General features: G+C 52.1%; 13 protein-coding genes and 1 other RNA gene. 2 read left to right on the forward strand and 12 right to left on the reverse strand.

All coding sequences use genetic code 11. From position 1 onward, the window contains the following. Positions 1-95 precede the first annotated feature (95 nt). Complete coding sequence (locus FCN15_RS01940; protein ID WP_420819532.1) at positions 96-761, reverse strand: TerC family protein; 666 nt, start codon at positions 759-761, stop codon at positions 96-98. Positions 762-905: 144 nt separating this feature from the next. Between FCN15_RS01940 and FCN15_RS01945 the strand changes: the two genes are divergently transcribed. After that, a complete protein-coding gene (locus tag FCN15_RS01945) occupies positions 906-1,613 on the forward strand; it encodes a TerC family protein (RefSeq protein WP_138493245.1) in 708 nt (235 codons plus the stop codon). A gap of 147 nt (positions 1,614-1,760) precedes the next feature. On the opposite strand, the gene thiI is transcribed toward FCN15_RS01945, so the two are convergent. The 6 genes from thiI to FCN15_RS01975 form a co-directional block, all read right to left on the reverse strand. Further along, positions 1,761-3,047 carry a tRNA uracil 4-sulfurtransferase ThiI gene (thiI, locus tag FCN15_RS01950; protein ID WP_138493246.1) on the reverse strand — a complete coding sequence of 429 codons (1,287 nt, stop codon included), beginning with the start codon at positions 3,045-3,047 and terminating at the stop codon, positions 1,761-1,763. 6 nt (positions 3,048-3,053) lie between these two features. Then, a complete protein-coding gene (locus tag FCN15_RS01955; protein WP_138493247.1) occupies positions 3,054-4,202 on the reverse strand; it encodes a cysteine desulfurase family protein in 1,149 nt (382 codons plus the stop codon). A gap of 140 nt (positions 4,203-4,342) precedes the next feature. After that, positions 4,343-5,158 carry a lytic transglycosylase domain-containing protein gene (locus FCN15_RS01960; protein ID WP_138493248.1) on the reverse strand — a complete coding sequence of 272 codons (816 nt, stop codon included), beginning with the start codon at positions 5,156-5,158 and terminating at the stop codon, positions 4,343-4,345. Between the two features lie 183 nt (positions 5,159-5,341). After that, positions 5,342-5,767, reverse strand: a complete 426-nt coding sequence (locus FCN15_RS01965) for a DUF5353 domain-containing protein (RefSeq protein ID WP_238996461.1) — start codon at positions 5,765-5,767, stop codon at positions 5,342-5,344. Between the two features lie 54 nt (positions 5,768-5,821). Next, positions 5,822-6,049 (reverse strand): DUF1540 domain-containing protein, encoded by a 228-nt coding sequence (locus FCN15_RS01970; protein WP_138493249.1) that lies wholly within the window; start codon positions 6,047-6,049, stop codon positions 5,822-5,824. 118 nt (positions 6,050-6,167) lie between these two features. After that, positions 6,168-6,668 carry a DUF3907 family protein gene (locus FCN15_RS01975; RefSeq protein ID WP_138493250.1) on the reverse strand — a complete coding sequence of 167 codons (501 nt, stop codon included), beginning with the start codon at positions 6,666-6,668 and terminating at the stop codon, positions 6,168-6,170. Between the two features lie 236 nt (positions 6,669-6,904). Here FCN15_RS01975 and FCN15_RS01980 point away from each other — a divergent pair, with 236 nt between their 5' ends. Further along, on the forward strand, positions 6,905-8,881 hold the full coding sequence (locus tag FCN15_RS01980) for a S8 family peptidase (RefSeq protein WP_138493251.1): 1,977 nt from the start codon (positions 6,905-6,907) through the stop codon (positions 8,879-8,881). A gap of 149 nt (positions 8,882-9,030) precedes the next feature. On the opposite strand, the gene rnpB is transcribed toward FCN15_RS01980, so the two are convergent. The 5 genes from rnpB to rpoD form a co-directional block, all read right to left on the reverse strand. Then, positions 9,031-9,442: RNase P RNA component class A (gene rnpB, locus FCN15_RS01985), an RNA gene on the reverse strand. Between the two features lie 74 nt (positions 9,443-9,516). Further along, a complete protein-coding gene (locus tag FCN15_RS01990) occupies positions 9,517-10,632 on the reverse strand; it encodes a Nif3-like dinuclear metal center hexameric protein (RefSeq protein ID WP_138493252.1) in 1,116 nt (371 codons plus the stop codon). Next, positions 10,608-11,366 carry a tRNA (adenine(22)-N(1))-methyltransferase gene (locus FCN15_RS01995; RefSeq protein WP_138493253.1) on the reverse strand — a complete coding sequence of 253 codons (759 nt, stop codon included), beginning with the start codon at positions 11,364-11,366 and terminating at the stop codon, positions 10,608-10,610. The genes FCN15_RS01990 and FCN15_RS01995 overlap by 25 nt, the downstream gene beginning before the upstream one ends. Next, the gene (locus FCN15_RS02000; RefSeq protein WP_138493254.1) at positions 11,363-12,187 is read right to left on the reverse strand and encodes a hypothetical protein; all 825 of its coding nucleotides are present in this window, start codon (positions 12,185-12,187) and stop codon (positions 11,363-11,365) included. Before FCN15_RS02000 ends, FCN15_RS01995 begins: the two co-directional genes overlap by 4 nt. A 117-nt stretch (positions 12,188-12,304) precedes the next feature. Then, positions 12,305-13,435, reverse strand: a complete 1,131-nt coding sequence (gene rpoD, locus FCN15_RS02005) for an RNA polymerase sigma factor RpoD (protein ID WP_138493255.1) — start codon at positions 13,433-13,435, stop codon at positions 12,305-12,307. Positions 13,436-13,458: the final 23 nt, after the last annotated feature.

Consider the following 13,458-nt stretch of genomic DNA (forward strand, 5'->3'; position numbering starts at 1 on the left):
GTTATTATTTTTACCTTTAACAGCAAAAAGCCCCGCGCAGGCGCGGGACTCATTGGCACATAAGCGCTCAATTAAGCAAGCGCTTTGAAGCCCTTCTAAGCGCTTCGGAAATATTTTCGGCGCATCAGGCCGATGATAACAACTGCTGCGCTGAGAACCGCCGGGAGCCACAAGGCCAGCTCCGGCAGCGCATTTTTCAGAAAGCCGCCTAATTTCTGATCGTGCAGAAGCATTTTTCCGGCCGTATAAGCCAATATTCCTGCACCCGCATACACCAGAACCGGGAACCGGTGCAGAAGATCCGTAATCAGATTGCTTCCCCATACGACAATGGGAATTCCGATGGCAATGCCAATGACAATAATGGCCGCGTCCCCTTGCGCCACAGCAGCTATGGCGAGCACGTTATCGAGGCTCATGATGAAATCGGCAAACAGAATCGTCTGGATCGATTTCCAGAGCGTGGCCGCACTCTCGACACGGGTGTCCTCCTCCTGCTGGGTAAGCAGCTTGAAGGCGATATAAGCCAGCAGAATGCCGCCGCAGGCCTGGATAAAAGGAATTTGCAGCAGCAGCAGAGCGACCCATGTGAGGAGGCAGCGGAGAACGACAGCCCCGGCTGCGCCCCACCAAACGGCTTTTTTACGCTGGGACGGAGGCAGATTTTTACTGGCCATCGCGATAACGACGGCATTATCCCCGCTGAGTACGAGGTTGATCATCAGGATTTGCAGCAGCAGCAGTATCGGTTCCACAAACATTCCCCCCATTATCAGATGTATGAACGGCGGGACAAACGTATACCGGTTGTTTGCGGGCACCCGAATCCGGGTAAAAATTTTGAATCCTTTTGCCGGGTTCGCCCGTATACCCTTTGTTAAGACTCTAGTTTAGGATGTGACTCCATGGATTGGTTAAGCGCCAGTTTTCTTCTAACACTTATTAATATTATCTTTATCGATTTGATTCTTGCCGGCGATAATGCAATCGTGGTCGGAATGGCAGCCAAGAGACTGCCGAGCTCCATTCAGAAAAAGGCGATCTTCTACGGCACTGGCGGCGCCGTGCTGCTCCGGATTGCTGCAACGCTCGTCGTCGTATGGCTCCTGAAGGTTCCATGGCTGCTTGCCATTGGCGGAATTCTGCTCATTTATATTGCTTATAAAGTGCTGGCGGATGATGAAGGCGAAGAGAAGGTTGAAGCGAAGGATTCGCTGTGGGCTGCTGTCAGAACCATTGTTATTGCCGATGCAGCGATGGGTCTGGATAATGTCATCGCCGTAGCAGGCGCTTCCAATCAGCATATGGTGCTCGTTATTATCGGCTTAATGATCAGTGTTCCTATCGTGGTCTGGGGCAGTACCATCTTTATCAAACTGCTGACGCTGTTTCCGTGGATTTCCTATTTGGGAGCCGCTGTTCTCGCTTATACCGCTGCGCACATGATTACTGAAGAGCCGAAGCTTTCGCCGCTTCTTGAGGACAAGCCTGTGCTGCAGTACGGCTTCATTGCTGTTGCAGTTCTGGGGGTTCTGTATGCCGGTTATTTGAGCAAACGCAGAAGCCGCGAGCAGAAGAAAGAAAAGCGCAAATCCCATCCGGCAACAAGGTAGTCAGGAATTTGGATTAGGCCGCAGGTGCCGTAAATGCCGCATATGTTTTCATAAAAATCAAACAGGCCGCCCGTTGGGCGGCCTGTTTGATTTTTCTACAGCCTAGAAGTTTGTGTTGCAGATTATGATTGTGATCCTTCCGCCTGTTCAGAACCAGTCTTCCCGGATCGCCTGTCCATCCAAAGGCAGCTCTAGATCATGTCTCGGAAGCTCCGATGCCTCCTCTGGTCCTCCCTCTTCCTCATACCGGATTTGAGCATGCGGTGTCAGGTTAAGCGTAACCGTGTTCTGCACGGCAAGCTCAATCATCTCGTCTAGCCGCTCCACATGCTGCTCCACCTTCTGCACAATCCGCAGATTGGGATTGGTTGACGGAGATTTCGGAATAAACAGCGTACAGCAGTCCTCATATGGCAAAATAGACAGCTCATAAGTGCCGATCTGCTGGGAGAGTGAAATAATGTCATCCTTGTCCATCATGACCAAAGGACGCAGCAGCGGCAGCTCGGTCGCCCGCCCGATGACATTCATGCTCGGCAGAGTCTGACTGGCCACCTGTCCCAGGCTTTCCCCTGTTACGATGGCAAGTGCTCCGCTGGCTTCCGCCAGCCTTGTGGCAATCCGCAGCATGGCGCGGCGCATAAAGGTGATGATCAAGTTATCCTGTCCAACTCCGGTGAAGGCCGTTTGAATATCGGTGAACGGAACGAGATGAAGCTTGATGGTGCCGCTGTATCCGGACAGGACTTTGGCAAGCTCAATGACCTTCTCTTCTGCTTTGCGGCTTGTGAAGGGATAGCTGTGGAAGTGCACACATTCGATCTCCAGCCCCCGGCGCATGGCCGACCACCCGGCTACAGGACTGTCGATCCCTCCTGACAGCAGCAGCATCGCTTTGCCGTTTGTCCCCAGCGGAAAGCCGCCCGCCCCCGGGATAATCAGGCTGTACAGCAAAGTCCGTTCCTGGCGCACCTCAACCCGGAGCTCCAGCTCCGGATGGTTGACATCCACCTTTAAAGCTGAGAACTGCTGAAGCAGCGGACTGCTGACGAGCTTGTTCATCTCCTGGGAGGAATAAGGGAACTCCTTCCATACCCGCCGGCTGTTTACCTTGAAAGCTGTCTCCTTCTCCAAGGACAGACTGCCAATAAAATCCAGGGCCGCCTGCTGGATTGCCTCCAGCTCGGACGGGGCCGCCGCAACCGGCACAATCGCCGTAATGCCGAAAACCTTTTTTAAAGGCGGAATTAACTCCCCGGCCGGTTCCCCGCAAAGTTCAATATAAATTCTTCCGTAATCTTTCGTAATCCGGGCTTTTGGAAAAGCCTCCAGTACGCTTTTGACATGAGAAAGCACGGCTTTCTCAAACCGGGCGCGATTTCTCCCCTTTAAGGTGATTTCACCCAATCTAAGCATCAATAACTGACAATTCATCGTTTATTATAATCCACCTTTCAATCCGACGAGCCTCTTAACGACGCTTCTGACCGCCTGAATCAAGAAATCAGCATCCTCGGTTGTATGTTCATTCCCCAAGCTGATTCGGATGCCGCTTGCCGCAATTTCGTTCGCTTTCCCCATAGCCAGCAGCACACGGCTGGGTTCAGTCGTTTTGGAAGAACAGGCCGATTTCGTCGATACCTCCATGCCGTGCTCCTCCAGACAGTGCAGCACAACCTCGGGCTTCATCCCGGGGAAGGAGAAGTGAACAATGTGCGGTGCTCCATCCTGAGGAGAATTCAGAACAAGATCCGGCAGGTCAGCTAAACCTTCCAGGATGCGCTGACGGATAAGCCGCAGGCGGCCGCCAAGATCCTCTTGCTGTTCTTTCGCCAGTCTGAGGGCTTTCGCCATGCCGACCAGGGCAGGCACGTTCTCCGTTCCCGAGCGGACTCCGCCTTCCTGCCCTCCTCCCGACAAGAGCGGAAGCAGCTTCACTCCGCTTCTCACATAGAGAAGCCCCGTGCCCTTCGGGCCTCTGATCTTGTGTGCAGACAGGCTGTATAAATCAATACCGCAGTCTTTCAGGTTAAGCGGCAGCTTGCCGAAGCCCTGCACCCCGTCAACATGGAACAAGACTCTGGGATGTATCTGTTTCAACTGGCGGCCGATTTCCTCTACGGGCTGAATACTGCCGGTTTCATTATTGACATGCATAATCGAAGCAAGGATTGTATCCTTCCTTACCGCTTTGATGACGTCCTGAGGATCAACGCTTCCGCCGCTCCGGACCGGCAGGTAAGTAACCTCAAATCCTAACTGCTCTAACTGCCGGAAGGCTTCGTAGACCGAAGGATGCTCCACCATCGTAGTGATCAGGTGCTTTCCCCGCTTCATATATTGAAAGGCTGCGCCTTTTACCGCCAAATTATTGCTTTCCGTCGCTCCGGAAGTAAATACGACCTCACCGGGCAGCACTCCCAGCGCCGCCGCACTGACCTCCCTTGCTCGTTGGACCAGCTTCATTCCCGCTTCCCCGGCAGCATGCAGGGAGGAAGGATTCCCATAATGCGACTGCATCACTTCGGTGACCGTTCGGATTACTTCCGGGTGGGGCGGCGTTGAAGCAGCATGGTCAAAATATTTCATCCGTTTGCCCCTCCATTCTCGAGTCTGTGCAGACCCTTTTTATCATACCTGATATGCCTCATGATATAAACCAAAAAACGGAGTGCGCCCGTCTCTTTAGGACAGCGCCTCCGTTATTCCAGATCATAAAAAAGGGTGAATCAGACGTACTTTGTCATCGCCCGTTCAATTTTTTCAATATAATTGCGGGTTTCTGCGGGCAGCTGATCCAGCTTCTGCGTCAGTTCGTTATCGCTGCTGACTCCTAAAGCATTGACTTTGGATGGACCGGCATTGTAAGCGGCAAGTGCCATTTTGATCTCTCCGCCATAACGTTTAAGCTGGTAGGACAAGTACCGGGCGCCTCCATCAATGTTCTGCGCAGGATCAAAAGGATTGCTGACTCCAAGTCCCCGTGCTGTTCCATCCATCAGCTGCATCAGCCCTTTGGCGCCGGCAGAAGATTCTACATTGGGTTTAAACGAAGATTCCGTATCAATCACAGCCTTGATGAGTGCCTCAGGCACACCGTATTTCTGGCTTGCTTCCGCAATCATGGCATCATAAGGAGTGGAAGCACCTTGAGAACCGGAGCCGGAAGCGGACTCCAGCTCAGCCATTGCAGACGAAGACAACCCGGCAGCCGCAGAAGCCGCAGTCGTATACGTGGAGTCAACCGGATCTGCATAAGCAGCGGTTTGGGTCTGCGCAAGCAGATTATACCAAAGCTGGCTGTTCCCCGAATCCAAGCCGAGGCTGCTGGCCGAAGAGGAAGTATCGAGTGACGTATTCAATAAAGAAGTGGCCAGATCACTGCTGTCAGTGCTGCCGCCTCCATTCATCAGTTGCTCAAGCATTTCGCTGAAGAAGGAATCCGTGCTGTTCTGTGCACCGTCCAGGGACGTTCCTGATAAGTCGATGCTGTTCATCATTTGGTATTCCAGAAGCTGTTTAACCATTCGCGGATCAATTTGCATGATTATTCCCCTGTTCTTACATGTACTGATTCAGCCTGCATCATCAGGCATTCCTTATTCCATTGTACACGCGAAATTGTCTGTTAACCAGTGTTTTTGTCGAAAATAGGAAATAAGGCCGTATCTTCGGATACGGCCTTATGATTTGGCTGAACAAAGGGATGCGGATGCTTATCGGGATGCTTATCGTACAAACGGAATCAGCACAAAGTAGCTTAACGTTGCGATCAAACCTAACGCCATGCCCCAGGCGCCGATTGTACGCTTATCCTGGCTGTACGCATAATACCCCAGTATCGCAGCTACCGGCCCGAGAACAATCGTCCACATGAACAAGGCCAGAACCCCCAGCACGATCGCTGCAACACCCGCAATCTGCCCTGCTTCGGCGCCGGTTCCCGCTGCACTGCTGCCGGCTTCCTCAGACTGGGTCTCCTGCCTGTTTAGCGCACTTGCCTGGATTTTCCGGTCGCGGACAGCAGCAAATTCAGCCGCATACTCCTCATTGGATAACGTCCTGCGCGGATAATCTACGCGGGTACCCTGCTCCCCCGTTTTATCCGGATTCACTTTGGGCTCCGGCTGCCGTTCATCCCTGCCATAATCCATGGCGGCTCACCTCCTGGAATAGATCAGATTTTGCTTCTACATTTACATTTACTTCTATTTTTGCTTGGGCTTAAAGGTGTGACAGCAGGTTGCAGCTGAAGTCTTCGCGTAATCCTGATGCTGGGAATCAAAGCTTTCTCCGGCAAATTCCTCTTTAAAATGAGCGGCGGCATGGTTATCAATATCAATCATTATAAGGTCTGCCTTGCAAATATTTTGCGTCCCCCAATAGGAGCAGTTTGAAACGCTGCATTTTACAATTGGTTTTTCGCCATTTGGCATTTTGATCACCTCGGCATCATTATTGCCTGGATGCGGGAGGCGTATGCCGCTCAAAGTTTGGATAAAAAGTAAAAAAGGATGCCCAAGGGCATCCTTTGTATGTTCTATTCAAGAATCGTTAGCAGCCGCTCTTCTGCATACGGCGCTGGGTCAGATAATCGCTTTCGTAATAAGTCAAATCATCACGAAGCTCTTCGAAATTTATCGTAATGTCATAAATGACCTGGCGTGCCTCCGCTGCAGGCTTCTTCCGGAAACGGATTGCTTCCTGCCCTGTATAAGCGTAGCGCCCATCCTCCGAGTAGCTTTCGCTGTGAGGATAGAAGAAGAGGTTTACGCAGTCATGATAAACATGGTACAGCGCCTTCTCGGCAGCTTCCTTGTCAAAGTTGGAGCGGCGCAGGAGCACCCCCAGCTTCTCATAATTACTCTCCGCAAAAACCAGCAGGTGACGCAGGTCGCTCAGAAATCCTTTGTAATAACGGACCGATTCCTCATCCTGCTCTTCCGCCAACTGGGGCAGCGAATACTGGTTCAGAAATGTCTCAAGTCTTTCAGCAGCGGATTTTAGTTTGTTTCTAGCGGCTTCACATAGATCTCGGGTATTCGCTTCAGGCATACTGTCAGTTCTCCTTCCATTCTGTCAAGGCAAGAAATCATATGTTCAATCATGAACCGATTTACTGGCTTTATTCTAACATAAAATATTTGGCAAAGGTATCCCAACTTGTCCCGGCAAACGCCTATAAACCATTTTTTTGAAAGCAGCCTCCAGAATAAAAAAATGGAACTCATCGAACGCTATAAAAAAACAAAACATTCTCGTCAAATTACCTGTCAAGAAGGCGGTGGCTTATGATAACCATTCGAAAATGGCCCCTACTGGGCTTGTCAGCCGCAGTAGTGACGGCTGTTCTGCTTCCGGGCTGCGGAACCGGCCCCAGCCAGGACTCTACACAGCGCCAGGGCATCCAGCAGCAGTCCAAGCCCGGCAGCGAGCAGCACCTTAAGCAGAATATGCTGCAGCGGGACCTCGCGGCGACCGACAAGCTGACCCGCATTGATGCCGGCCAGCACATGCAGGAGCTTGCTGAACGTTACAGCCGAAACACCGGCGACGCCGGGCGGTACGTTTCACAGCTTCAGAAGACCCACAAACATCTGCTGTCCGTCATCCCGTATGGAAGCTCCGGCGCTGCAGAAGCAAGAAGCAGTACTTTTCGGCCTTCGCCGAATGAGGACAAGGAGCTTCAAACCTATATTGGATTTGCCAAAAAATCATTAAGCCGCGGCAAAAGCTATGAATCGCCTGCTTTCCCTCAGGAAGATCCGCATTATTTTGTAATGGCCGTGCCTGGTGCCGGCAAGCGGAACGGTGTGATCGGGATTTTCAGCACCGGAATTATGAAGAGCGTAGAGAATCACCAGCGCAGAAATTTGCGCCTGATTCCTTATCCGAAAGAGGGCAAATACAACGTCGAATCCGTTCACCCCGATACTTTAAGGGATCTGACCGTGAAGACCGGCAACGATAATGAAAATGCCAGCCACTATTATGAGAACGAAGTGGTCGTTACCTTTAAGACTCCGCCTACAGCCGCTGATTTACAGCGGATTGAGAAGGATATCGACGGATGCAAGCCGTCCCGGATCCTTAAGAATTCGTATATTTTCCATGCTGAAGGCAAATCGATGGAGGAGCTTACCCGTTATTTCCGGAAGAACTGGAAGCCGAAATATGTGGAGCCCCACTATTTGTATTTAACGAATGAGGCAGCCCCTTCGGCTTCAGCTTCAACTTCAACTTCAACTTCAACTTCAACTTCGGCTTCACCAACACCAACAACGTCAACGTCAACGTCACCGGCAACGTCAACGGATGTTCCAAACGACGTGTTATTTTCCGAGTACCAGTGGAACCTCCCGATTACCAAAACCAATCAGGGCTGGAAGCTGTCAACAGGAGCAAATGATGTGATCGTTGCCGTCGTGGACACCGGAGTTGATCTGGACCATCCGGACCTGCAGGGCCGTTTGCTGGAGGGCTACAATGTAGTCAATCCGGATGAGCGTCCGATGGACGATGTGGGCCACGGCACGCATGTCGCCGGCATCATCGCGGCCAATGTCAATAACCATGAAGGAATTGCAGGCATGACCTGGAATACCAAGATCCTGCCAGTTAAAGCTCTGGACAGCAGCGGCTCCGGCACGACCTACTCGGTCGCCCAGGGCATTATTTGGGCAACGGATCATGGAGCCAAAGTCATCAATTTGAGCCTTGGCAACTATGCACAGGCCCAATTTTTGCATGATGCCATCAAATACGCCTATGATCACGATGTGGTCGTTATCGCTGCCACCGGCAATGATAACACGGAACGTCCGGGGTATCCAGCAGCTTATCAGGAGGTATTATCTGTTTCGGCAACGGACTCCAATCAGAAACGGGCCTCCTTCTCCAATTATGGAGACTATATTGACGTTATGGCCCCGGGCGAAAGCATCGCGAGCACTTATCCCGGCAACCAGTATGCGGCTTTATCTGGCACCTCGATGGCCAGCCCGCATGTCGCTGCACTGGCTGCGTTAATCCGATCCGAGAATCCGGGCCTGAAGAATACGGAGGTTATGGATTTGATCCGCAAAAATGTTCAGGATCTCGGAGATCCCGGACGCGATAAGTACTACGGATACGGCCAGATCAACGTCTACTCCGCCCTGCAGGCTGCCGCCGGAACCAGCCAGAGCGAAGCCCCGCTGCAGCTTTGGCCGCAGCAGATGGAAGAGAAGCTGAACCAATTGCTGCAGAAGCTGAATCCAAACAAATAAATATACCAAATAAACCCGATCTTACATCTTATGTGCAAAAAAATAACCCCCTGTTTGACGCCTTTCAGACCAGCTGAAAAGTCAAACAGGGGGTTTCATTTTGGCTAAATTCAAATTCAATTTCGATTAACAATTTAAGCTGTTGCAGTGACGGAAGTTTTCCGTAAGCCGGGTTCTGTACTCTTCGTGGTGATGACGGGAACTACCCTCCCACCTTGAGTGACAATCATCTATCTAGGCTGTTTATTGCTAAACAGCTCCAGCGACCAACCCAGACGCGCCTCGGGCAAAGGCTGCTCTCCTTGCGGAGAAGCTGCGTCCCATTAGGTCTTGCTCCAGATGGGGTTTACCAGGAACGATGTCACCAGCGCTCCTCGGGGTCTCTTACACCTCGGTTCCATCCTTGCCTGTGCCGTACACGTAAGCACGGCCATCGGCGGTCCATTTCTGTGGCACTATCCTTCGGCTCGCGCCGACTGGACGTTATCCAGCATCCTGCCCTGTGGAGCCCGGACTTTCCTCCCGCAGCGCGAAGCTGCCGGCGATTGTCTGTCAAACTTCCAAACAACATCGATTATTATACCGAAATTTAATAGAGAGCACAACCGGGAAAATAGCGGAATTACCGCCATTTCTTAACGGACTGTAAATACCTCCGTATTCACCCCGGACGCCGCTGCCTTGGTATCGCTGCGCATTTCTGACAGCTTGCCCTGAAGCCACTCTGCGACCTTTACTTTCATAATCTTCTCGGCATTATGGCCCGGGTCAATAAAGGCAACCCCCGCCGCCAGGGCATCCTGTGCCGTGTGGTAGTCCACATCGCCGGTCACCAATACGTCCGCCCCGCGGAACTGCGCGCTCCGCCAATATTTGCCCCCGGATCCGCCGATTACGGCCGCTTTGCGGACCGGCTTATCCAGCTCGCCTACAACCCTGACAAAGGGCACATCCAGCTCCTTCTTGACCCGCTCGGCGAACTCGCCCAGCGCAGTCGGCTCCTTCAGCTTGCCTACACGCCCTAATCCAAAGGTCCGGCCTTTGAGATCCATCGGGTAAAGGTCGTAGGCAACCTCTTCATACGGATGATTCTTGAGCATAGCCTGAATAACCTTGCTGCGCAGGCTGTTCGGCACAATCGTTTCGAGCCGGATTTCCTCGGCCCGTTCCATTTTCCCCTGCTGTCCAAGGAATGGATCGCTCCCTTCACCCGGAACAAAGGTGCCGTACCCCTCAATATTAAAGCTGCAGTGGCTGTAATTGCCGATATGCCCTGCCCCTGCGTTAAGTACAGCGTCCAATACTTTCTGATGGTGATCCTTTGGCACAAAGACCACCAGCTTAAACAGCTTATCGGTATGGACATCCTCCAGCGAGTCCGAGCTTTCGATCCCCAGCGCTTCGGCCATCCAGTCATTCATGCCGCCTTCCGTCACATCCAGATTGGTATGGGCGATGTACACGGCGATATCGTGCTTAATCAGCTTCTCATAGAGCCGGCCGGCAGGCGTATCGGTTTGAAGCTGAGCCAGCGGACGGAAAATAATCGCATGATGCGCGATGATCAAATCCGCCCCGATCCGGATTGCTTCTTCCACAACCTCCATATTCACGTCCAGCGCGACCAGAACCTGCTTGATCTCCTTCTGCAGCGTACCCAGCTGGAGGCCGATTTTATCCCCTTCCATAGCGACATGCTTTGGGGCAAGCTGCTCCATAAGCTGAATTACGGTTTGTCCTTTCGCAAACATGCCAGTACCTCCTTCAACTGATTCATTTGCTGATCCAGCTCCGCTTCCTTTTGTCTGGCGCTGTCCTGCCCGGATTTGCCAATCTGCTTGCGGATTTTAGCCAGCTTGTCCAGCTCAGATTCCCATTTTGCGAAAAATACATCCTCCGGATTCCGCGACAGGATCGGCCCCATCAGAATGAGCCATTCCTTGGTTAACCGAAGTCCTCCGGGAATAGGCCGTTCCTTATAAATTTCTCCGTTCGCAGAAGAAGCGTCCTCAAGCCGGTCCGCGACGAGGATTTCGTAAATTTTGCCGTCTTCCTCCAGAATTTCCTCGGCGGTTAGCACCCAGCCCTGCTCAAGCAGCCAGCGGCGGACCATGTCCTCGCCCACATTCGGCTGCAGAATAAGCCTCTGCACACCCTTCAGCTTGTCCAGTCCTTCGCTCAAAATAGCGGCGATTAGCGCGCCTCCCATTCCGGCGATCGTAATTACGCCAACTTCTCCGGCCTTAATAACAGCCAGCCCGTTGCCCTTTCGGACGGAAATCTTTGAGCCCAGCCCCGCCGATGCCACCTGGCGCTTTGCCGCCTCCAGCGGTCCGTCATTCACTTCTCCGGCCACCGCTCCTGCGGCCCGGCCTGTCAACACGGCAGCAGCCGGCAGCAAAGCATGGTCGGAGCCGATATCCGCAAATGTACAGCCTTCCGGCAGGTAATCCGCGATCTTTTGCAATCTTGCTGATAATTTCATGAAGCCACCCACGTTATCCATTTTTTTCTAAACACAAACAATATTATAAAGGCCAAAGCCAGCTTCGCCAAACAGAGCCAGACAAAATAAGCAGGAGTGTCATGTCTTAACAGATAAGCATCGGCCTCGGACATGAACCACGCAGTCGCTCCCGCACCGAAATAAACGCCCGAAACCCCCGGCCATTTAAAATGAGCCAGCCAGCTGAGCCATACCAAAACCACGCAGAGCGGAAGCCACAGCAGCTGCAGCTCTTCCCAGGAAGCCTGCGGATGCCAATAGCGGAACAGCGATGCGTACAGCAGGAAGCCGCACACAAGGCCGCAGTAATGCAGAAACGGCAGGCGGAGGAAAAATCCGGCGGACGTCCAGACAAGCATGCAGGACCCGAGCAGAGCAACCCTCGGCAGCTCCCCATCCCAGCCCTGCAGGCGAAGCATCCATACTCCAAATCCCAGAAGCAGCAGACTCCCCGTCATAGCAGGCAAGTAAGCATTCCTTTTGCTGCGCGGCCTTTGAAGAGAAGCAATCGTATACAGCAGGCAGGTCAGCAGCAGGGACGACGCTATTTGCAATGGCCATGGAAAAAGGCTAAAATAAAACCCGATAAAGAAAACAAATGCAGAAATTCCAAATCCAAGAAACCATGTCCGTAAATTTCCTTGCTGGATGGAAGATAACGATATTAATTTGGGACGGGTTGTGCGCGGTTTATCCATATACAAATTCTCAAGAAAGTCGCAATATTGCTCTGGCAGCAGCCGGCCGTTTCTCCACTGGTCGATTTCCTGCAGAATAATAGCTTTCTTCTCGGCATTCACGGGCTCCACCTCTTCTCACTGCGGGCTAAATGATTTGCGGTTCCAGTAGGATTCTAAAATCCAGCAGGATTCTAAAAAAAAGACCTCGCTGCATCCTGCAGAAGGTCCGGGTATGCTTTATTCGAGAAAATCTTTTAACCGTTTGCTGCGGCTTGGATGCCGAAGCTTGCGCAGTGCTTTGGCTTCGATCTGGCGGATACGCTCCCGGGTTACCCCGAAGACCTTCCCCACTTCCTCCAGCGTCCGTGTCCGGCCGTCATCCAGTCCGAAACGCAGCCGCAGGACGTTCTCTTCACGCTCAGTGAGGGTATCAAGCACGTCTTCAAGCTGCTCTTTCAAAAGTTCGTAAGCTGCGGCATCTGCCGGCGCAAGGGCTTCCTGGTCCTCGATAAAATCCCCCAAATGCGAGTCGTCCTCTTCCCCGATCGGTGTTTCAAGTGAAACCGGCTCTTGAGCAATTTTCATAATCTCTCGAACCTTCTCAACACTCAGCTCCATTTCAGCTGCAATTTCCTCAGGTGCAGGTTCTCTTCCAAGCTCCTGCAGAAGCTGTCTGGATACCCGAATCAGTTTGTTGATCGTCTCAACCATATGCACCGGGATACGGATCGTTCTGGCCTGATCCGCAATAGCGCGCGTAATCGCCTGTCTGATCCACCATGTCGCATAGGTGCTGAATTTAAAGCCTTTTGAATAGTCGAACTTCTCAACCGCTTTGATCAGTCCCATATTCCCTTCCTGAATCAGATCCAGGAACAGCATGCCTCTGCCTACGTAACGTTTGGCTATGCTGACTACCAGTCTGAGGTTGGCTTCCGCCAGACGCCGTTTGGCTTCCTCGTCTCCGTTCTCGATCCGCTGGGCAAGCTCAATCTCCTCATTTGCCGATAAGAGAGGAACCCGGCCGATTTCCTTTAAGTACATCCGTACAGGGTCATTAATCTTGATGCCCGGCGGCAAGCTAAGATCATCATCGAAGTTGAAATCATCCTGATCGTTCTGATCTCCTTCGTCCCCTTGTCTTCTTGCAAGCTCTTCGTCGCTGACGTTGGTCACATCAATGCCATTGTCATTCAACTGTTCGAAGAATTCATCCATCTGCTCCGGATCCTGCTCAAACGGAGAAAGCTTCTCCATAATTTCTTTGTAGGTCAGAGATGAGCGCTTCTTGCCCAGTTCCATGAGCTGATCCTTCACCTGCTCAAGCGTCAATTCCGTTTCTAGTTCAGTATGTTGTTCATTCGTCATATCGGGCTCCCTCCTCCCTAGAA

The sequence above is a fragment of the Paenibacillus pinistramenti genome, assembly GCF_005869875.1.
In the GTDB taxonomy this organism is placed as follows: Bacteria; Bacillota; Bacilli; order Paenibacillales; family Paenibacillaceae; genus Fontibacillus; species Fontibacillus pinistramenti.

Excerpts from the sequence above, each read along its gene's own strand:
- FCN15_RS01940 (WP_420819532.1), bottom strand. The coding sequence starts at position 761 with ATGTTTGTGGAACCGATACTGCTGCTGCTGCAAATCCTGATGATCAAC.
- FCN15_RS01945 (WP_138493245.1), top strand. The coding sequence starts at position 906 with ATGGATTGGTTAAGCGCCAGTTTTCTTCTAACACTTATTAATATTATC.
- thiI (WP_138493246.1), bottom strand. The coding sequence starts at position 3,047 with ATGAATTGTCAGTTATTGATGCTTAGATTGGGTGAAATCACCTTAAAG.
- FCN15_RS01955 (WP_138493247.1), bottom strand. The coding sequence starts at position 4,202 with ATGAAATATTTTGACCATGCTGCTTCAACGCCGCCCCACCCGGAAGTA.
- FCN15_RS01960 (WP_138493248.1), bottom strand. The coding sequence starts at position 5,158 with ATGCAAATTGATCCGCGAATGGTTAAACAGCTTCTGGAATACCAAATG.
- FCN15_RS01965 (WP_238996461.1), bottom strand. The coding sequence starts at position 5,767 with ATGGATTATGGCAGGGATGAACGGCAGCCGGAGCCCAAAGTGAATCCG.
- FCN15_RS01970 (WP_138493249.1), bottom strand. The coding sequence starts at position 6,049 with ATGCCAAATGGCGAAAAACCAATTGTAAAATGCAGCGTTTCAAACTGC.
- FCN15_RS01975 (WP_138493250.1), bottom strand. The coding sequence starts at position 6,668 with ATGCCTGAAGCGAATACCCGAGATCTATGTGAAGCCGCTAGAAACAAA.
- FCN15_RS01980 (WP_138493251.1), top strand. The coding sequence starts at position 6,905 with ATGATAACCATTCGAAAATGGCCCCTACTGGGCTTGTCAGCCGCAGTA.
- FCN15_RS01990 (WP_138493252.1), bottom strand. The coding sequence starts at position 10,632 with ATGTTTGCGAAAGGACAAACCGTAATTCAGCTTATGGAGCAGCTTGCC.
- FCN15_RS01995 (WP_138493253.1), bottom strand. The coding sequence starts at position 11,366 with ATGAAATTATCAGCAAGATTGCAAAAGATCGCGGATTACCTGCCGGAA.
- rpoD (WP_138493255.1), bottom strand. The coding sequence starts at position 13,435 with ATGACGAATGAACAACATACTGAACTAGAAACGGAATTGACGCTTGAG.